20 protein-coding genes, 1 tRNA gene and 2 pseudogenes are annotated in these 16,820 nt (G+C 62.9%); 16 read left to right on the forward strand and 7 right to left on the reverse strand.

Going from position 1 to position 16,820, the window contains the following annotated elements; translation table 11 throughout:
• Positions 1 to 35 precede the first annotated feature (35 nt).
• Complete coding sequence (tnpA, locus tag CFR72_RS06600) at positions 36 to 449, reverse strand: IS200/IS605 family transposase (protein WP_110913205.1); 414 nt, start codon at positions 447 to 449, stop codon at positions 36 to 38.
• Positions 450 to 471: 22 nt separating this feature from the next.
• Here tnpA and CFR72_RS06605 point away from each other — a divergent pair, with 22 nt between their 5' ends.
• From CFR72_RS06605 to CFR72_RS06645, 10 genes and pseudogenes are all read left to right on the forward strand, one after another.
• The gene (locus tag CFR72_RS06605) at positions 472 to 1,692 is read left to right on the forward strand and encodes an RNA-guided endonuclease InsQ/TnpB family protein (protein ID WP_110913206.1); all 1,221 of its coding nucleotides are present in this window, start codon (positions 472 to 474) and stop codon (positions 1,690 to 1,692) included.
• 41 nt (positions 1,693 to 1,733) lie between these two features.
• Positions 1,734 to 1,979 (forward strand): annotated as a pseudogene (locus tag CFR72_RS06610) (hypothetical protein); the annotation flags it as partial.
• A 33-nt stretch (positions 1,980 to 2,012) separates the two neighbouring features.
• Positions 2,013 to 2,423 carry a structural protein gene (locus CFR72_RS06615; RefSeq protein WP_110913240.1) on the forward strand — a complete coding sequence of 137 codons (411 nt, stop codon included), beginning with the start codon at positions 2,013 to 2,015 and terminating at the stop codon, positions 2,421 to 2,423.
• 66 nt (positions 2,424 to 2,489) lie between these two features.
• Complete coding sequence (locus CFR72_RS06620; protein ID WP_110913207.1) at positions 2,490 to 2,933, forward strand: hypothetical protein; 444 nt, start codon at positions 2,490 to 2,492, stop codon at positions 2,931 to 2,933.
• On the forward strand, positions 2,930 to 3,409 hold the full coding sequence (locus CFR72_RS06625) for a hypothetical protein (protein ID WP_110913208.1): 480 nt from the start codon (positions 2,930 to 2,932) through the stop codon (positions 3,407 to 3,409). Before CFR72_RS06620 ends, CFR72_RS06625 begins: the two co-directional genes overlap by 4 nt.
• Before the next feature lie 2 nt (positions 3,410 to 3,411).
• Positions 3,412 to 3,750, forward strand: a complete 339-nt coding sequence (locus CFR72_RS06630) for a hypothetical protein (RefSeq protein ID WP_110913209.1) — start codon at positions 3,412 to 3,414, stop codon at positions 3,748 to 3,750.
• Between the two features lie 47 nt (positions 3,751 to 3,797).
• Positions 3,798 to 4,373, forward strand: coding sequence for a hypothetical protein (locus tag CFR72_RS06635; RefSeq protein WP_110913210.1), 576 nt, complete (start codon positions 3,798 to 3,800; stop codon positions 4,371 to 4,373).
• Complete coding sequence (locus CFR72_RS18270) at positions 4,370 to 4,504, forward strand: hypothetical protein (RefSeq protein WP_279629157.1); 135 nt, start codon at positions 4,370 to 4,372, stop codon at positions 4,502 to 4,504. Before CFR72_RS06635 ends, CFR72_RS18270 begins: the two co-directional genes overlap by 4 nt.
• Positions 4,501 to 5,301, forward strand: coding sequence for a hypothetical protein (locus tag CFR72_RS06640; protein WP_110913211.1), 801 nt, complete (start codon positions 4,501 to 4,503; stop codon positions 5,299 to 5,301). Before CFR72_RS18270 ends, CFR72_RS06640 begins: the two co-directional genes overlap by 4 nt.
• Positions 5,298 to 5,903 carry a hypothetical protein gene (locus CFR72_RS06645; protein ID WP_110913212.1) on the forward strand — a complete coding sequence of 202 codons (606 nt, stop codon included), beginning with the start codon at positions 5,298 to 5,300 and terminating at the stop codon, positions 5,901 to 5,903. Before CFR72_RS06640 ends, CFR72_RS06645 begins: the two co-directional genes overlap by 4 nt.
• Positions 5,904 to 6,824: 921 nt before the next feature.
• On the opposite strand, the gene CFR72_RS06650 is transcribed toward CFR72_RS06645, so the two are convergent.
• Positions 6,825 to 6,898 (reverse strand) — tRNA-Met (locus CFR72_RS06650).
• 176 nt (positions 6,899 to 7,074) lie between these two features.
• On the opposite strand from CFR72_RS06650, the pseudogene CFR72_RS06655 reads away from it, so the two are divergent.
• A pseudogene (locus CFR72_RS06655) lies at positions 7,075 to 7,500 on the forward strand (hypothetical protein); the annotation flags it as partial.
• On the opposite strand, the gene CFR72_RS06660 reads toward CFR72_RS06655, so the two are convergent.
• Positions 7,497 to 7,754 carry a hypothetical protein gene (locus CFR72_RS06660; RefSeq protein ID WP_110913213.1) on the reverse strand — a complete coding sequence of 86 codons (258 nt, stop codon included), beginning with the start codon at positions 7,752 to 7,754 and terminating at the stop codon, positions 7,497 to 7,499. The pseudogene CFR72_RS06655 and the gene CFR72_RS06660 sit on opposite strands and share 4 nt — an antisense overlap.
• 151 nt (positions 7,755 to 7,905) lie before the next feature.
• Here CFR72_RS06660 and CFR72_RS06665 point away from each other — a divergent pair, with 151 nt between their 5' ends.
• The 3 genes from CFR72_RS06665 to CFR72_RS06675 are packed head-to-tail and all read left to right on the forward strand — an operon-like array spanning position 7,906 to position 10,372.
• Positions 7,906 to 9,015, forward strand: a complete 1,110-nt coding sequence (locus tag CFR72_RS06665) for an acyl-CoA dehydrogenase family protein (RefSeq protein ID WP_110913241.1) — start codon at positions 7,906 to 7,908, stop codon at positions 9,013 to 9,015.
• On the forward strand, positions 9,012 to 9,740 hold the full coding sequence (locus CFR72_RS06670; protein WP_110913214.1) for a PIG-L deacetylase family protein: 729 nt from the start codon (positions 9,012 to 9,014) through the stop codon (positions 9,738 to 9,740). The genes CFR72_RS06665 and CFR72_RS06670 overlap by 4 nt, the downstream gene beginning before the upstream one ends.
• On the forward strand, positions 9,737 to 10,372 hold the full coding sequence (locus tag CFR72_RS06675) for a class I SAM-dependent methyltransferase (RefSeq protein WP_110913215.1): 636 nt from the start codon (positions 9,737 to 9,739) through the stop codon (positions 10,370 to 10,372). The genes CFR72_RS06670 and CFR72_RS06675 overlap by 4 nt, the downstream gene beginning before the upstream one ends.
• On the opposite strand, the gene CFR72_RS06680 is transcribed toward CFR72_RS06675, so the two are convergent.
• From CFR72_RS06680 to CFR72_RS06685, 3 genes are all read right to left on the reverse strand, one after another.
• The gene (locus CFR72_RS06680; RefSeq protein ID WP_244182195.1) at positions 10,349 to 11,227 is read right to left on the reverse strand and encodes a glycosyltransferase family 2 protein; all 879 of its coding nucleotides are present in this window, start codon (positions 11,225 to 11,227) and stop codon (positions 10,349 to 10,351) included. The genes CFR72_RS06675 and CFR72_RS06680 overlap by 24 nt on opposite strands.
• A gap of 12 nt (positions 11,228 to 11,239) precedes the next feature.
• Entirely contained in the window at positions 11,240 to 11,443 is a 204-nt protein-coding gene (locus tag CFR72_RS18005; protein ID WP_244182196.1) for a hypothetical protein, read from the reverse strand.
• Between the two features lie 178 nt (positions 11,444 to 11,621).
• Positions 11,622 to 12,926 (reverse strand): metal-dependent hydrolase family protein, encoded by a 1,305-nt coding sequence (locus tag CFR72_RS06685; protein WP_244182197.1) that lies wholly within the window; start codon positions 12,924 to 12,926, stop codon positions 11,622 to 11,624.
• Between the two features lie 162 nt (positions 12,927 to 13,088).
• Here CFR72_RS06685 and CFR72_RS06690 point away from each other — a divergent pair, with 162 nt between their 5' ends.
• Positions 13,089 to 15,161: a penicillin acylase family protein gene (locus CFR72_RS06690; protein ID WP_233043786.1), complete on the forward strand. Its 2,073-nt coding sequence runs from the start codon at positions 13,089 to 13,091 to the stop codon at positions 15,159 to 15,161.
• Here CFR72_RS06690 and tmpT read toward each other — a convergent pair.
• The gene (gene tmpT, locus CFR72_RS06695; RefSeq protein WP_244182198.1) at positions 15,143 to 15,829 is read right to left on the reverse strand and encodes a thiopurine S-methyltransferase; all 687 of its coding nucleotides are present in this window, start codon (positions 15,827 to 15,829) and stop codon (positions 15,143 to 15,145) included. The genes CFR72_RS06690 and tmpT overlap by 19 nt on opposite strands.
• 115 nt (positions 15,830 to 15,944) lie before the next feature.
• On the opposite strand from tmpT, the gene CFR72_RS06700 reads away from it, so the two are divergent.
• Positions 15,945 to 16,763 (forward strand): dienelactone hydrolase family protein, encoded by an 819-nt coding sequence (locus tag CFR72_RS06700; protein ID WP_110913244.1) that lies wholly within the window; start codon positions 15,945 to 15,947, stop codon positions 16,761 to 16,763.
• Positions 16,764 to 16,820: the final 57 nt, after the last annotated feature.

Genomic DNA, 16,820 nt, shown 5'->3' on the forward strand with positions numbered 1-16,820 from the left:
GGCGTTCAGGCCGGAGATAGGGCCGTTCCGACCATTTAGTCAGGGGTTCTCTGCTGTTCGATATACTGCCGGATGATAGAAAGCGGCGCGCCACCACAGGACGCTGCAAAATAACTGGGCGACCAGAGAACTCCGCGCCAATAGCGGCGCGTCAGCGTTGGATGCATCTGCCGCAACCTGCGGCTAGAGACCCCTTTGAGGCTGTTCACGAGAACCGACAAAGCCACCTTGGGCGGATAGTGCACAAGAAGATGCACGTGATCATCCTCCCCATCGAATTCTACCAGATGGGTTTCGAAGTCTGTGCAAACTTTTTCGAAGACAATTTGCATATCCTTCAGGATCGCGGCGGTGAAGACACGGCGGCGATATTTTGTCACGAAGACCAAATGGGCATGAAGCGCAAAAACACAGTGTCTTCCACGCCTATAATCGTTGTCATCAGCCATAGACTCATGTCATCTTTTAGAGATGATCCAGCGCAAGGCCAACATCTACCGGCTCTACCCGGACGCGGAGCAGAGGCTTGCGCTGGCCCGGATCGCCGGAGCATGTCGCGCGGTCTACAATCTCGCGCTGGAACAGAGGCGGGATTGGTGGCAGCGCCATAAGGATAGAACCGGCAAATCAATTTCGTTTGCTGGTCAATGTCGTGAACTCACCGATCTGCGCCGCGATGTGGACTGGTTGCGCGAAGCGCCGATCCACCCGCTACAACAGGCCCTGCGTGATCTCGACCGCGCCTATCAGAGCTTCTTCTCCGGGCGGTCTGGCTATCCATCGCCCCGTCGAAAGGGCCAGCACGACAGTTTCCGTTTTCCCGATCCGGCCTCGCTGCGTGTAGAGCGGACCGGAAAGAAGACCGGGCGCATCAAGCTCCCCAAACTCGGATGGGTTGCTTTCCGGGGCTGGTATGCTCTGCCCGGTATGATCCGCAACATCACCCTATCCCGGCGGGCCGGGAAGTGGTTCGCGTCTGTCCAGTGGGAGCGCGAAGTGGAAGGGCCTGCCCCGTCTGGCTTGCCAGCAGTCGGGATCGACATGGGCGTGGCCGTGTTCGCCGCCATGAGTAATGGCGAGACTGTCGCGCCGGGCGACTTCGGGAAGAAGGCCATGCGTGCGCTCCGCAAGGCGCAACGCGCCGTCTCCCGCAAAAAGAAGGGCAGCGCCAACAGGCGCAAAGCCGTGCGGCGAGTGCAGACCCTGCATGCCCGCGTGGCCAATGCCCGCAAGGATTTCCTCCACAAACTCAGCACGACCATCGCCAAGAACCACGGCACGGTCGTTGTGGAGGCATTGCAGGTGCGGAGCATGTCCGCATCAGCCAGAGGCTCGGTCGAAGAACCGGGTCGCAATGTCCGGCAGAAAGCCGGGCTCAACCGCAGTATCCTCGATCAGGGATGGCGGATGTTCCGCACCCTGTTGGGATACAAGCTGGCAGATAGAGGCGGGAAACTGGTTGAAGTGCCAGCCGCCTATACCAGCCAGACCTGCTCAGTCTGTGGACGTGTGGACCCGGCAAATAGGGCCAGTCAGGCACGTTTCGTCTGCACCGCCTGCGGACACACTGAAAACGCGGACATCAATGCCGCAAAGAACATCCTACGGCGGGCGGACTGCCCGTTGAAGTCTGTGGAGGGGCACCGCAGCAAGCGGCCCGTTGAAGCAGGAAGCACCAGGAGGGCAGCTTAATGCACGCCTACACTGGAACCATCGGCCTTCAGGCCGGTGAGCATGTCAGGCTGACCCTGACGCCGGATAATGACGGGCCTGGCGCGGATACGACGGTCACGCTATCCGACGGGAGCGCAGGCGGGACGTTCTCGGCTGAGACCGTGACATTCAACGGCTGCACGAACACAGCCCAGACAGTGACTTATACGCCCAAGGCGGCAGGGACTGTCACGATCAGCGCCACAAACAATGGCGGCCTGACCAATCCGTCCAGTCTGAGCATCACGGTCGCCGCCGCCGCAGCGGCCGCCACCCAGTCGATCAACAAGGAAAACACCATGAACGCACTCGTACCCCGTGGCATCCGCAACAACAACCCCGGAAACCTTGATTATGTCGGGCAGCCGGGCGCGCATCTTGAAACCGGCGTGGCCGACCCGCGCTTTGCCGCGTTCCCGACCATGGCGGACGGCATCCGCGCATTGCGTGACCAGTTGATCCGCTATGGCGAGCGTGGACTGACCACGGTATCCAGCATCATATCGGTCTACGCGCCACCCACCGAGAACGCGACGGATGCGTATGTCTCCGTCCTGTGCCAACGAATGGGCGTCGGTCCCGACACGGTGCTCGACCTGCGCGACACGGCTACGATGGCACGCCTGATCTACGGGATTTCCGTGGTGGAGAACGGGCCGGGCCATCTCCCCCTGTCACAGATTGAACAGGCGTTGGGGACCACTCCGTAACCGCACGCAGCACACCCGCGACTGCCACGCCGCCCGAGAGGCGGTTTTTTATTGCCTGGAACACAGATGACCGAAGCCCTGACGCCGGATGTGCACGACATCCTTGATGACCATGGGGAGCGTATCGGCTTCCTTGAACGCTGGCGCGACAGTGCCGACGGAAAGATTGACGATACGCGCCGGGAAGTCGGCGCCATCCGGGCCGAAATGCAGGCCCAGTATGCCGCGACGTCATCCGCCCTGGAGCGTCAGTCCCGCAACATGCAGGACCTGACCCGGCAACTGGCCGAACAGAACGGCGCGCAGAAGGAGCGCAACCGGCTGGAGCAGGCGAAGCTGACGAAGGCGCGCATTGCCGAAAGCCGGTGGAAGAAACGCGCGGCCATCTGCGGGCTGGTCTTCGCCGTGTTCGGCGCGGTGGGCGGCACGATCCTGTCCAGCCAGACCTGGGACGATTATTTTTTCGCCAACGTCCCGTTCCTCCATCATCACGTGGGGACCGCGCCATGACCGGCCTGTGTGTCGCGCAGTTCAAGCGCGAAATCGTGGCCCCCACACTGGACTATATCGGGCTGGGGGGCGATTCGGCGGTCAACCTGCTGACCGGCACGGCTCTTGTAGAAAGCGGCGTAGTCTATCTTCGCCAGATCAACGGCCCCGCGCGCGGCCTGTGGCAGATGGAACCGTTCACCCACGACGATATATGGGCGACGTTCCTGTCTGACGCACGGATGACGTCCCTGCTGGGCGCGGTGCTCGACCTGCTGTCGCGCTGGCCGTCCCGCGTGGCGCAGTTGCCGGGCAACCTGCCCTACGCCTGTGCAATGGCGCGCCTGAAATACTACCGCGCGCCGGAAACTCTGCCTGCGGCCGACGATGCGGCCGGGCAGTGCCGTTACTGGAAAACCAACTACAACACATCGCTGGGCGCGGGGGTGGCGGATGGGCCGCATATCGCCCTGTTCCAGCGCGCGATCGAGGCGTGACTATGGATCCTTCAACCCTCCTGAGCATCATAATCCCCTTCATCCCAGCGCAGTATGTCGGCGCGGTGATGGATTGGGTGACCTTTGTTATCGCGGTGTCCGCGCTGGTCATGCGTTACTGGCGGCCGCCTGCGGCCGGGTCGCGCGCGGCCTCCATATGGCTGGTGGTTTCCGCCATAGCGCAGGCGCGCGGGTGGAATGCGCCAGCGTACCAGCCGGATCGCAAGGCGCTGATGGTGCCAAAGGACACGCCTCGGTCTGCTGCTGCTGCTGCGCTGGGGCTGCATCCCGATGAGACGCACCCCAATGCGCCTGATGTCAGCAAGACGCCCACACCCTGACCCACCACATACCGCCCACCGAGGCGGTTTTTTATTGGAGCCATCCCATGACCAAGATTTCCCGCCGGTCCCTGCTGCGCGCCGGGGCCGGAACACTGGCGGCTGGCCTGCTTGCGGCCTGCACCGTGACCAAATCCGGCACGACCACCACGCTGACCCTGAACGTGGGCGAGGTGGTGGACTACGGCAATGCCGTGCTGTCGTTCGCGAGCACAGCCATCGGCCTGTCGTTCGTATCTGCCGCGATGGGGACCGCCAACGTCACGCTGGCAAATACCGCCATCGCGGGCCTGAAATCCAGCTTGACCGCGTTCCAGTCCGCCGCCGGGTCCAGCACATCCGTCAGCTACGACAGCGCCAGCGTGAAGGCGGCGTTCGATAGCATCCTTGCCGATGTGGAGAAGGTGGACACGCTGATTATCTCGGTCATCACCGGCACGGCGGCGAACCTGTCGAGCAGCGTGGTCACGCAGGCCAAGACGGCAGCGGGGGCGGCGGAAACGCTGATCGATCTGCTCAAGGCAATGGTGGATATGTCCGGCGCACGCCTGCGGAGCGCTGCGCCCGTGGACACAGACGCGGCCATCGGGCAGATCGCCATCTTCGCGGCGACGCAGGGGTGACGCCCTTCGTGCAGGGGGTGATTGCCGGTGCGGGCGGCGTGGTCGTCCTTATCGGGCTGCTGATCACGATTCCGATGAAATTGCATGCGCTGGCGATGGCCGCGCAGTTACGTGACAAGGGATTGGAATGACCAATCGCAAACTCGGCTGCCGCCCGGCGGAAACCCGTGTAGGCCAGCCCATGCTGTCGGCTATGCGCGGCTTCTGCGCCCGCAAAGCGCCGCCGCGCCTGATCCGCGACCATATCGACCCAGCCCCGCTGATGTTGGGCAATGACGTGCTTGGGGATTGCACGTCGGCAGGTCTCGGTAATCACGCCCGCGCCACGGCGGCGCTTGCTGGTTATCAGGTGGACGTGACCACGGCTCAGGCCGAGGCGTTCTATTCGCTGTCCACCGGCTACGTCCCCGGCGATCCGCGCACAGACAATGGCGGCGTGGAGGTCGATGTGCTGACCACGGCCATGCGGGACGGGTATGCAGTGACCAATCAGACCCTGTTTCCGCTGTGGGGCAGTGCTGACCCTGACGATCTCAACGGCGTGCGGAACATCATGGCTGGGCTGTCGGCGGCGTATCTTGGTGTCCAACTTTCCGAATCGGACATGTGGGAAGACGAAAACGGCGACCTATCCCCCGTATGGGACACCGACACGCCCGCCGGGCACGGCGACCCGACGCCGGGAAGCGCAGGGGGGCATTGCCTGCTGGCATGGGATTACACGGGAACAGACGACACCGACCTTGTGACGTTCCTGACGTGGGGTGGAAAGCAGAAGGGGACGTGGCGCTGGTTCAAATCCCGCCGCATGGAAGTGCATGGGTTGGCATGGTTGCAACTCCTGTCGGCCAGTGGATTGGCGCCGACCAACCAAGAGCGTGAAGCGCTCCTTGCCGCCAATTCCGCCTATCTGCGGGGTGCGGCGTGAGGGCGGCGCTGCTGGCCGGACTACTGGCCCTGTCCGCCTGCGCCAGTCAGCCGCGCGTGCAGACCACGATCCCGGCGGCCATGGCTGGCATCCAGTCCTCACTGGCGCAGGCCGGGGCCGTGTCCGTCTCCCACGCCGCCGACTGGACGCCGGAGCAGGCCGCGCGGTTCGAGCGCAACGTGCGTGCGGCCCAGTGCAGCCAGCGCACGTCAGATCCGGTCATCGGCACGATTGCGGGGAATGTGACGCTGGAACTGTCCGGGTCGTTTACCCAGTCTGGACAGTTCACGGTCGGCGCGATCACCACGGCCCCGACCGTTGGCGTGCAGGGATCGGCCAGCCATACACGCACGCAGCAGGTCAGCCTGCCGGTCGCCTATGCGCCGCTGTCTTCTCTGCCTGATGTCGAGATGTCCCGGCAGGTCGGTTACGAAACGGAGCTGTTCGCGCAGAACGACGACGCGCGGCATCAGGAGGCTGCGCGGCTGATCGAGGACCGGAAGGCATTGCGGGATCGTGTGGGGGAACTGATCGGGAGTTGGGGTGCGGGCCAGTGCATCCCGCGCGCGCCGGTCGTGCCGTTTGTGGGTGGGCGGCGATGATCTGGCTCTGGCTACACCGGCTGTTATGTTTGCGGAGAGGATGCTAGAAATGAGCGACTATCCGATAGTCATCGTGAAATGGCTCGATAGCGGGCAGCCGGGATCTGCGTGGCAATGGGCAGACGAAATACCTGAGCCAGATCCAATTGCCTGCCAGACAGTAGGACATTTGATCCATGATACGCCATTTGGCGTTGTGGTTGCCCTTAGCATTGGGGACGCCACAAGTGAACGTCCCCAAGCCAATGGGGTGATGCATATACCGCGTCCAGCGATACAGCAGATTACTTCTTTGGGTCCTTGTGAGCAGGCTCATGACGCATGACAGATGCTGCCAGCGTCTTGGCCTGCGCAGGTGTTGCGCGTCCTGTGTTCAGGACATTTGCAGCAACCGTTTTCACGCGGGAAGAAGTGTTGGGGGAAACCGGTCCACGACCGGCAGGCTTATGAGCCGCCATATTGGGGCCTCCAGCTTTTAATAAGCCGCCTTGACCCTGCTCCTTGTACGGGCCATATGACCCATGCTACACAAGGGAGCATTCCGCAGGCGGCCCAAACGCATGCGGAGCAGAGAGGGGAAGGACCGCGAATCCTAGCCCCTCTCTTTTTGTCTGAAGTCTGGATAGACGTACACACCAAAAATTGGAAGAGGCAAGACACTAGATATTGTGTGCATCTGAATTCTAGGCACAAGATGCATGCAATGCGTGCCGGAATAAAAACGGCAGGAACCCGCGAAGGCCCTGCCGTTCTGTTGCCCCGTTGAGTGGAACCGGGGCGGCGGTCTCTCCCTGCTGTCACGACCTATTCGACCCTAAATCTGAGGGAGATTTCTCTCCATCGTCGGGGCACTTGTCGTTCGCGCCGTATCGCTATACCCGTTTGCATGGTCGGCCCCGATACGTGGCGTCACTCCATCTCTTGCAGGGACAGGATTCGAACCTGTGACCTCTTGGTTATGAGCCAAGTGAGCTACCGGACTGCTCTACCCTACGTCAGGCGCTGCGACGGCCATTGCGCCCGGATCACCAATTGGAGATGGGCCGTCGCAGCGGGATGATTATAGGCATGGTGGGATGGAAAGTACAAGGAGAGTTTCCGGGCAACCTCTTCACAGGGATGCGGAAATCTTACGCTGAATTGGAAACTTATCTAGCAAAAACAATGCACTGACTTTCCCGATAACGAGATCCGTTCCGCCCGCAACAATCTGGTGAATGAATATACCAAGGAAATGGTGCTGCATTCCGCGCCGAAAAACCGTGAACAGATCAGCGTAAACTGGCAGTACAAGAAGTGGTCGGTCTTCCTGCAGGAAATGCGTTACGGTTCCATCACCTACATGGCTGCGCCCACGGGTGCCGGTGCCGTGCCATTTGAGCAGAATCCGGCGTTCATCACCAATCTGGAGGTCGATTACAAGCCCATACCGCGCTGGACGATCGGGGTTGGTGCCAACAACCTTGGCAATAAATACCCGACCCGTATTTCAAGTGCGATTGCCAATTCGCAGCAGGGACTTGCGAAATATGCGTCCTACTCGCCCTATGGGTTCAATGGCGGACTGTATTACGTCAAGACATCACTTGATTTCTAAGGAATATTCAGGAATTTTCCGGTCATGGCGCGTAGTGGTGAGCGGGCCGGAAAAGGAAGCATGACCGATACGGATGATTCCCCTGATATTTTGGGAATCGACTTACCATGCATGATGATTTCAAAAACATAACTGATAAGATAATAAAAATTTTTGGGTGCCGCCTTTTCTCTGAAAAGGCGGCATTCTTTTTTGGGGAGAAATTTCATCCCCAGATCCTTCCTGATGACAGGATATGCCTGCCCCTGGGTCATTATGCGCCCACGTTCAACGGCGGCACAGTTCATTGCAGGCCGGAGGGGAACCAAATCCACATGGGCGCTGTTTCTTCAGGACAGGTGAGGGGGACATGTTCGCGCCTGCCTGTTGATCGCGGATTTTCCCGAAAAAGAGAGCAGTCCAGCCATGACGTTTCCCTTCGATGCCCTGTCGGCCTGTCGCGCGGATCTTGAGGCGGAGGCAAGCGCCAATGACCCGCAGGCCGCATTCCCGGCCGAATGGATTGCCCGACTGCGAAAACTTGGCGTCCTGTCGGTAACGCTTCCTGAAACATTGGGGGGGCGGGGATCTGGCACCGGACATCGGGGCGGCATGGAACTGTTGCAACTGCTGCAACTGGTGGGACAGGGGAGCCTGGCGCTTGGCCGTATCGTGGAGGGGCATATCAACGCCATCCGCCTGATTGCATGTTGCGGCACCGCGGACCAACTGGCCCGTGCCGCCATGGACGTGCATGATGGCGCCCTGTTTGGCGTATGGGTGACGGATGGGGCGTCACCGCTGCGCATGGAGCACTCGGATGGGGGCATCCGGTTTCAGGGGGAGAAACTCTTTGTCTCGGGCGTGCACCATGTCACCCGCGCCCTTGTGACCGCCCGCACGCGGGCCGATACGACGTACATGCTGCTGGTTCCACTGGATGGGACGCGCACGGTGTCCCCCGCTTTTGGTGGCCTTGCGGGTATGCGCGGCGCGGGGACGGGGCGATGTGATTTCAGTGCGACGCGATTGCCGCCAGATGCGATGATCGGGCAGGAGGGGGACTACCTGCGCCAGCCCGAATTCTCGGCGGGTGCATGGCGTGGCATGGCCGTGGCGCTGGGCGGGATCGCGCGGTTGACCTCCCTATTGCGCCTGCAGTTGGTTGAACGGGGCCGCGCGGAAAGCCCCGCCCAGCAGGCGCGTATCGGCAGGGCGCTGATTGCGGCGGAAAGTGCGTATCTGTGGACGCGGAAAGCCGCGCTGACTGCCGCCGTTCAGGACCGGTATGACGTGGACGAGGTCGCCGCCACCGTCAACCTGGCGCGCATCGCGGTGGAACGGGCCGGTCTGGATGTGCTCGAACTGGTGCAGCGCGGGCTGGGGCTGTCGGCGTTTACCCGCGCCAACGTGGTCGAACGTCTGGTCCGCGACCTTGCCACCTACCTGCGCCAGCCTGCGCCGGATGAAACCCTGTGCGAAGCTGCGGCATGGTTCACCCATCACGACCTGCCCCGGCCGGAGGACATGTCATGAAGGCCGCTGTCCTGCATTGGGCCTTGCGCGGCCTGCCCGTGGCGCCATTATCGGCGATCGTGCCGGGGACGGCGCTGATCCTCGCCCCGCATGCCGATGATGAGAGCCTTGGCTGCGGTGGACTGATTGCCGCGTGCTGTGCGGCGGGCCGTCCGCCGCTTGTGGTGATCCTGAGTGATGGCGTGGGATCGCATCCCCATTCCCCGTCATGGCCGGCACCGCGCCTGCGGGCGCAGCGGCAGCACGAGGCGCTGCGTGCCGTATCCTGCCTCGGCCTCGCGGCGGAGCGTCTGCTCTTCCTCGATCTGCCCGACACGGCGGTGCCGCATGCCGGGCCGGTTTTCGAGCGGAGCGTGCGACAGCTTGCGCATCTGTGCAGCGACCATGGCTGCGGCATCGTGCTGGCCCCGTGGCGGGGCGACCCGCATTGCGATCACGAAGCGGCGTGGAAGATGGCCGTTGCGTTGCAGGCGCGCTGCGGGGTCGGGCTTCTGGCCTATCCCGTATGGGGCTGGCTGCTCGCGGCGGAGGCTGAGGTGGAACATGAATGGCCCGTGGGGATGCGTCTGGACATCGCGCCCTATCATATGGCGAAGGCCCGTGCCGTCAGCATGCATGAAAGCCAGTATGGCAACCTGATTACCGATGACCCTACCGGCTTCAGCCTGCCGGTGGCATTGCTGGCGGCGCTGGTCACGGATTTCGAGGTTTTCATCAGGCCATGACGGGTGCAAGCTGGCCCCGCGCCGTGTTTGAGCGGATGTACGAACATCATCCCGACCCATGGGGGTTTGGAACGCGGGCGTATGAACGCGACAAATACCGCCAGACGCTAGGCCTGCTGGAAGGGCGGCATTTCCATCACGCACTGGAACTTGGCTGTTCCATCGGGGTCATGACGGCCCGCCTTGCGCGGCAGTGTACGCATGTCCTTGCGGTGGACGTGGCGGAAACAGCCATCAGACGCGCCCGGCGTCGCTGTGCCGGATTGCCGGGGGTGTCGTTTTACAGGGGGCAACTTCCCGAAGCGTTTCCTGCCCTGCCGCCACATGCGTGTGATCTGATCGTGATTTCGGAACTGCTGTATTTTCTTGCCGCGCGGGATATCGCCCGCCTTGCGATGCAGTGCCTGCATGTGCGGCGGCCGGGCGCGCCGATCATCCTGGTCAACTGGACCGGTCCGACCGACACGCCCTGCCATGGTGACGAAGCGGCGGCCCATTTCATGAAACAGTGCGCGACCGAAGGCGTCCGGGTGGTGCATGCCCGGCGTTATCCCGGCTATCGTCTGGATATGCTCAATGACAGGCCATTGGCGCGGCAGGTGGAACCGTCACACGCAGGTGGCGGATCGTGATGCATGGAGTTGGCGCAGGATCTGTTCGGCCTGCCATGCATGCAGGTCCAGTTCGGCGCGCCTGACGGGCCTGCGTTCCAGTGTCGGGCTGGCGGCTTCCAACTGGCTCCATGCCATGCCGAAAAACCGCTCCTGCATGACTTCGAGGACGCGGGACAGCGGCAGGCCCAACTGATGGGCCAGGGAGCGGGCTGTTTCATGATGCTGCCTGCCCGGCTGGCGGAGTGCGCGCACCCGGCGCAGGGTGGTGCGTGCCTGCGCCCGAAGCAGGCATGTCCCGGCGGGTTCAAGGCTTTCATCCAGCATCTCGTCCTGTCGGATCAGGCGACGGGCCATCGTGTCGGCCATGCCGCCGCGTGCCCGCCCGACAGTACGGCCGGAGACGCGCACCGTGACATCGGGCGCATGCCGGATGGCGGCGTCCCCCTGTCGTAGCGCCGCGAGGAAGCCGCGATCTTCGCCCAGCGGCAGGGGCGGGATGCCCCCCGCCTGCCGCCATGCCCCGACACGCACGGCAATGCTGGCGCCGGAATGTTCCGTATGACGCGGCCACGGATCATGCGGGTCGGGGTCGATCAGGTCATGGATACGGTCCAGCATCGTGGCATAGGCCACTTCCGCGCGGTCGTCTTCATGCAGGGCGTGCGGGATCAGCAGGGCTTCCGCCGGGTCGATCAGCGCACGTCCACACACCGCATCGGCCCCGGCATCCAGGGCCGCGACGTTGCGCGCCAGCCAGTCCGGCGCGACGACCCCATCGGCATCTGTCGTCAGCAGGATGCCATCCGGGCCAGACATCGTGCCGGCAATTTCCATGGCTTCGCGCCGCGCGGTTCCCGCATGGGCGATCGGCAATGGATAGGTCCGCTAGATCAGGGAGAGGGAAAAGGGCAGATGCGGGCTTATGGCCCGTATCCTGTCGGCGGTGGTGTCGGTGCAGTTGTTCAGCAGCACGACGGCATGTGTCAGGCCGGCGCCCTGTTGTGTGGCAAGGGCATGCAGGCAGTGGCCGATACGCTCTGCCTCATTACGCACGGGAATGGCAGCGACAAGGGAACGGGCAGGCGGCATGGAACACCCGTTGAAAGGGGATCGGTCAACGCCGGGCCTGCCGTCATGGTTTCATGAAGCAAAGGGCAAGAAAGGATATCGCACAAATCAGCTAAAGGTTTTTGGTGAAGCTTTTTTCAAAAAGCTTCAGGAAACGCTGCCTTTTGAAAAAAGGCAGATCCCGGAAATCCTTTGTCCATCATTCACCATTGCGCACGACAACGCCCCCCTTGGCAACAAAACGCACGGCATGCAGCGTGGTGATATCGCGGGTCGGATCTCCCGCGACGGCCACCAGATCGGCCAGAAGGCCGGGCCGGATCGCGCCCAGCCGGTCATCGATATGGAAGATCCGCGCATTGCCCGATGTCGCCGCCTGCAGGACCGCGGCGGCCGGCATGCCCGCGGCGGCCATGGCCTCAAGTTCCCGGGCGTTGGTACCGTGGGCAAAGACGCCGACATCGCCCCCGACACACAGCGTCACGCCTGCCTTTCGCGCGGCAGCAAAGCTGGCGCGGCTGGTCTGGACGGCCTGCGGGGCCGGTTCCACGCCGTTCCAGCCGCGATAGCGGGCGATGGCTTCCATGGCCGACAGGGTGGGGCACAGCGCCGTGCCGTGATCGTGCATCAGGCGAAAGACCTCCGGCGTGCCTTCCGATCCATGTTCGACGGTATCAACCCCCGCCAGGACGGCACGGCGCATGCCCTCGGCCGAATGCGCATGGGCGGCGACGATCCGGCCCGCCGAATGGGCCGCCTCCACCGCCGCGCGCATTTCCTCCATCAGGAAGGTCGGGCGGCTGGGCTCACCCGGTCCCAAATGGTAATCCGCATACAGCTTGACCACATCCGCACCCGCCGCGATCTGCGTGCGTGCTGCACGGACCAGGTCGGGACCGTCCGCTTCCTGCGCGCCCTGCGGAATGGCGACGCCGGGTTCAAACCCCTTTGGCCCGTAAGAGCCGGTCGCCACCAGCGCGCGCGTCGCCACCAGCATGCGTGGACCGGGGATGATGCCCTGCTCGATGGCCTGTTTGAGGCCCACATCGGCGTAACCCGCCCCCTCGGTCCCCAGGTCGCGGACCGTGGTGAAGCCTGCCATCAGCGTCGCCTTCGCCGCGACGGTGGCACGCGCGGTCCGCAGCGCCAGCGGTTCATGCAGGACCTGATCGTCCCATTTCGTCTCGTTATAGGGATGGAGGAACAGGTGCGAATGACCCTCGATCAGGCCGGGCAGCAGCGTCATGCCCGGCAGGTCGATCACATGTGCGCCAGCAGGCGCGACCAGCGCGGGGCCGGCAGCCACGATGCGCGTGTCATGGACCAGGACCGCCCAGCCTTCGTGCGGATGGGGATCGACCCCGTCAAAGACCCGCGCGGGGCGGATCAGCAGGTCATCGGCCCATGCCGGAACCGCAAGGAGGCTCAGCAGCGATAGGCCCAGAAAACATCTGGCCAAACGCATCATGGTCTTTCCCATGCTGGCGGTCTGTCGGTCTTGCATGTCGTTGCGCCTGTGGATAGATTTTTGCCGATGATAACCCTGCCTCTTCGTGTTGCAACCTCCCGCATTCTCTTTCTTGGGGCCCTGTTCGCGGGGACCGTTTCCTGCGCGCACGCCGCATCGTCAGATGACGCGGCCCGCCTGCGGCAGGAGGCCGGCAGGGTGACGATCACCCGCGATGACTGGGGCATCGCCCATGTGCGTGGCCATACGGATGCCGACGCCGTTTTCGGCGCCAGCTATGCGCAGGCGGAGGATGATTTCAACCGGGTGGAGACGAATTACCTCGTCTCGCTCGGCCGGCTGGCGGAGGCAGAGGGCGAAAGCGCGCTGTGGCAGGACCTGCGCATGCGGATGTTTGTCGATCCGGTGCGCCTGCAGGCGGATTACGCCGCATCTCCGCGATGGCTGAAACGCCTGATGGATGCGTGGGCCGATGGCCTCAACTGGTATCTCCGGACACATCCGCAGGTGAAACCGCGCGCCATTGCCCATTTCGAGCCATGGATGGCGCTCAGCTTTACCGAGGGCAGCATCGGTGGCGACGTGGAGCGCATCTCGCTCTCGCAGCTTCAGGCGTTCTATGAAAAACGTCCCGTCGCGCCAAGCGCGGAAGAGCGTGGCGCGAAACCGCGGGAGCCGAAGGGGTCAAACGGGATCGCGATCGCGCCCTCCCACACGGCGGACGGGCATGCGCTGCTGCTGATCAACCCGCATACCAGCTTCTTTTTCCGCTCCGAACTGCAGATGACCAGCGATCAGGGGCTTGATGCCTATGGCGCGGTCACATGGGGACAGTTCTTCATCTATCAGGGGTTCAATCCCCATGCCGGGTGGATGCATACGTCAAGCGGCGTCGATGTGGTCGATGAGTTCGCGGAGACGATCACCCGGTGCGGCAGCCAGACCTGTTACCGTTATGGGGGCAGGGATATTCCGGTGCAAACCCGCACGGTCACGCTGCGGGTGCGCACGCCATCAGGGACACTGGCGGAGCGCGAATTCAGCGTCAACGCAACCCGCCATGGACCGATCGTCCGGGCGGACGGGGATAAATGGGTCAGCACCGCCCTGATGTGGAAGCCCATTCCCGCGCTGGAACAGTCGTTCCTGCGCACCAAGGCGAAGGATTACGCGCATTTCCTGAAAGTCTCGGCACTTCAGGCCAATTCGTCGAACAACACCATCTTTGCGGATCGCAAGGGGGAGATCGCCTACCTGCATCCCCAGTTCGTGCCGCGTCGCGATGACCGTTTCGATTACCGCCATCCCGTCGATGGCAGCGACCCGGCGACCGACTGGCATGGGCTGCATGCGCTTTCCGAACTGCCGCAGGTCGTCAACCCGTCAAGTGGCTGGGTCATGAACACCAATGACTGGCCCTGGTCCGCATCAGGTCCCGACAGCCCAAAGCAGGCAGCCTTTCCCCGGTACATGGACATGGTGGGCGAAAACCCGCGTGGCGTTCATGCGACCCGCCTCCTGAGCGAGGGACGGGATTTCACCGCACATTCCCTGATGACGGCGGCCTATGACCCGTGGCTGCCGGAATTTGGCGTAATGGTGCCGCAACTCGTCTCCGCATGGGAACGGCTGCCTGCCGGGTCGCGGCAGAAAGCACGGCTGGCGGGGCCGGTGGCGCTGCTGCGGAACTGGGATGACCGGTGGTCGGCGCAGTCCACGGCAACGTCATTGGCGGTGTTCTGGGGGGATGGGCTGCTGGAACGGGTGCGTCCGCTGGCGAAGGCGGAGGGCGGGTCGCTCTATGATTACCTGAGCACACGGGTCAGCGACGGGGAAAGGCTGGACCGGCTGGATGCCGCAGTGAACCGTCTGGTACACGATTTCGGAAGCTGGCAGGTCCCGTGGGGGAACATCAACCGGTTCCAGCGGATCAATGGCGACCTGACCCAGTCCTTCAGCGATGCGAAGCCAAGCCTTCCCGTCCCGTTCACGTCCGCCATATGGGGATCGCTCGCCTCGTTCGGGGCGAAACGCTATCCGGGGACGAAACGCTATTACGGCACAAGCGGCAACAGCTTTGTCGCCGTGGTGGAGTTCGGCAGGAAGATCCATGCCTGGGCGGTCTCCACCGGGGGGGAGAGCAGCGATCCGGCCTCCCGCCATTTCACCGACCAGACCCAGCGATATAGTGATGGAAACCTGCGCGAGGTCTATTTCTACCCCGAGCAGTTGCAGGGCCATGTCGAGCGGCGCTACGCGCCCGGCGAATGAGGGAGCGGGTTTGCGTCACTGGGAACAAGTTTCCAGACGGTTTCCGTTGCCGGACAGGCCCCCTTCAGGCCGCCGGGAACGTCGCGCCGTTCCAGGCAGGTCAGCGTAAACCGCTCCTCGTAATGCTGCCGTACCTCGGCTTCACCAACGCTGAATGGCGGCCCCGGCCGGCATGACTGGTCATAATCCAGGCAGATCAGCAGTTCGGGGGCCGCGTTCGTGATGGAAACCAGATGCCGGGCATAACGCAACCTGACGGCGGCGGGCAGGGCGATGAGTGCTGCGCGGTCATAGACCCCGTCAACATGGCCAAGGTCCTGCCGGGTCAGGTCAAAGAAATTGCCGACAAAAATGCACAGGTTCCCGGCGTCGAAACGCTGCAGCGCGCCGAGCGTCGTAATGCGGGGGGACAGGCCGAGTTCGGCAAACAACCGTTCGACCGCAATGGGGCTCAGTTCAATGCCGCCAACCTGAAATCCCTGTGCCAGCAGCCAGTGGATATCGAGGCTTTTCCCGCACAGGGGGACGAAGATGCGCGCCCCGGCCGGAAAGTGCATCTGTGCGAAATGGCGGAGGAGGAATGCATTGGGCCGCGGTTCATGGAAACCGATTTCATTGCGCCGCCATTTCGCATGCCAGAAGGCATCATTCACAGGATGTTCTTTCATGCGTTCACCCTATACGGCGCAGCCATGGCAGTCACGGGATTGAGAACGGCACAGGCGCGCGGGCGGGGTTATGATGGCGGGGAATGTAGTGCGTTTCGCAGGGGTAATGCCGATCATGCTGTCATCCTTCCTTTCGCGCTGTGCGCTGATACCTGTCCTGTACTGCGTGCTTGCCGGGGGCGGGCAGACTGCGCAGGCGCGGATGGTGGCACGGCCCGTATCGTGGGATTTCGAACATACCCGTTTTGACAGTGTCCTTGTCTATGACGATGCGGTTGCAACAAAGCGGCCCGGCCTGCTGATGGTGCCGGCATGGTTCGGGGTCAATGAAACCGCAATCCACAAGGCGGAACAGATTGCGGGACAACGTTATGTCATCCTGCTGACGGACATGTATGGCGCAGGTATCCGGCCGCGTGACACCGCACAGGCGCGTGCCGCCGTATCCCCATTGCTGGCGGATCGGGCGCTGATGCGCCGTCGCGTCGGTTTTGCGTTGCAGCAGTTCCGGGCGCAGGCGAAGACCGCGCCACTTGATGCGTCGCGTCTGGCGGCCATCGGGTTCTGTTTCGGCGGTGCTGCTGTCCTCGACCTTGCGCGCAGTGGGGCGGATATCGCGGCGGCGGTTTCGTTCCATGGCAACCTCGGCACGGATAATCCGGCCCTGGCCAAGGATATCCATGCGCATGTGCTGGCGATGAATGGCGCGGATGATGCGGCGACCGTGCCCGATTTCGGTCCGTTCATGCAGGAAATGCGGCAAAGCCCCGCCCCGTGGCAGTTCCTGGTCATCGGGCATGCGGTCCATTGCTTTACGGAGACGGAGGCAACCGCCACGACGGGCCAGTGTCGATATGACCCGCAGGCGGCGGCGCAGTCCTATGCACTCATGGATCAATGGCTGGCGCGCAGTTTTGAAGGCAGCCGCCCTTAGAGACTGTAGAACATAGTGAAATTTTAAAATTTTTTGGTAAAGATTTTTTCAAAAAGC

It is taken from the genome of Gluconacetobacter entanii, from assembly GCF_003206495.1.
Lineage (GTDB): Bacteria > Pseudomonadota > Alphaproteobacteria > Acetobacterales > Acetobacteraceae > Novacetimonas > Novacetimonas entanii.

Excerpts from the sequence above, each read along its gene's own strand:
- tnpA (WP_110913205.1), bottom strand. The coding sequence starts at position 449 with ATGGCTGATGACAACGATTATAGGCGTGGAAGACACTGTGTTTTTGCG.
- CFR72_RS06605 (WP_110913206.1), top strand. The coding sequence starts at position 472 with ATGATCCAGCGCAAGGCCAACATCTACCGGCTCTACCCGGACGCGGAG.
- CFR72_RS06615 (WP_110913240.1), top strand. The coding sequence starts at position 2,013 with ATGAACGCACTCGTACCCCGTGGCATCCGCAACAACAACCCCGGAAAC.
- CFR72_RS06620 (WP_110913207.1), top strand. The coding sequence starts at position 2,490 with ATGACCGAAGCCCTGACGCCGGATGTGCACGACATCCTTGATGACCAT.
- CFR72_RS06625 (WP_110913208.1), top strand. The coding sequence starts at position 2,930 with ATGACCGGCCTGTGTGTCGCGCAGTTCAAGCGCGAAATCGTGGCCCCC.
- CFR72_RS06630 (WP_110913209.1), top strand. The coding sequence starts at position 3,412 with ATGGATCCTTCAACCCTCCTGAGCATCATAATCCCCTTCATCCCAGCG.
- CFR72_RS06635 (WP_110913210.1), top strand. The coding sequence starts at position 3,798 with ATGACCAAGATTTCCCGCCGGTCCCTGCTGCGCGCCGGGGCCGGAACA.
- CFR72_RS06640 (WP_110913211.1), top strand. The coding sequence starts at position 4,501 with ATGACCAATCGCAAACTCGGCTGCCGCCCGGCGGAAACCCGTGTAGGC.
- CFR72_RS06660 (WP_110913213.1), bottom strand. The coding sequence starts at position 7,754 with ATGACCCAGGGGCAGGCATATCCTGTCATCAGGAAGGATCTGGGGATG.
- CFR72_RS06665 (WP_110913241.1), top strand. The coding sequence starts at position 7,906 with ATGACGTTTCCCTTCGATGCCCTGTCGGCCTGTCGCGCGGATCTTGAG.
- CFR72_RS06670 (WP_110913214.1), top strand. The coding sequence starts at position 9,012 with ATGAAGGCCGCTGTCCTGCATTGGGCCTTGCGCGGCCTGCCCGTGGCG.
- CFR72_RS06675 (WP_110913215.1), top strand. The coding sequence starts at position 9,737 with ATGACGGGTGCAAGCTGGCCCCGCGCCGTGTTTGAGCGGATGTACGAA.
- CFR72_RS18005 (WP_244182196.1), bottom strand. The coding sequence starts at position 11,443 with ATGCCGCCTGCCCGTTCCCTTGTCGCTGCCATTCCCGTGCGTAATGAG.
- CFR72_RS06685 (WP_244182197.1), bottom strand. The coding sequence starts at position 12,926 with ATGCAAGACCGACAGACCGCCAGCATGGGAAAGACCATGATGCGTTTG.
- tmpT (WP_244182198.1), bottom strand. The coding sequence starts at position 15,829 with ATGAAAGAACATCCTGTGAATGATGCCTTCTGGCATGCGAAATGGCGG.
- CFR72_RS06700 (WP_110913244.1), top strand. The coding sequence starts at position 15,945 with ATGCTGTCATCCTTCCTTTCGCGCTGTGCGCTGATACCTGTCCTGTAC.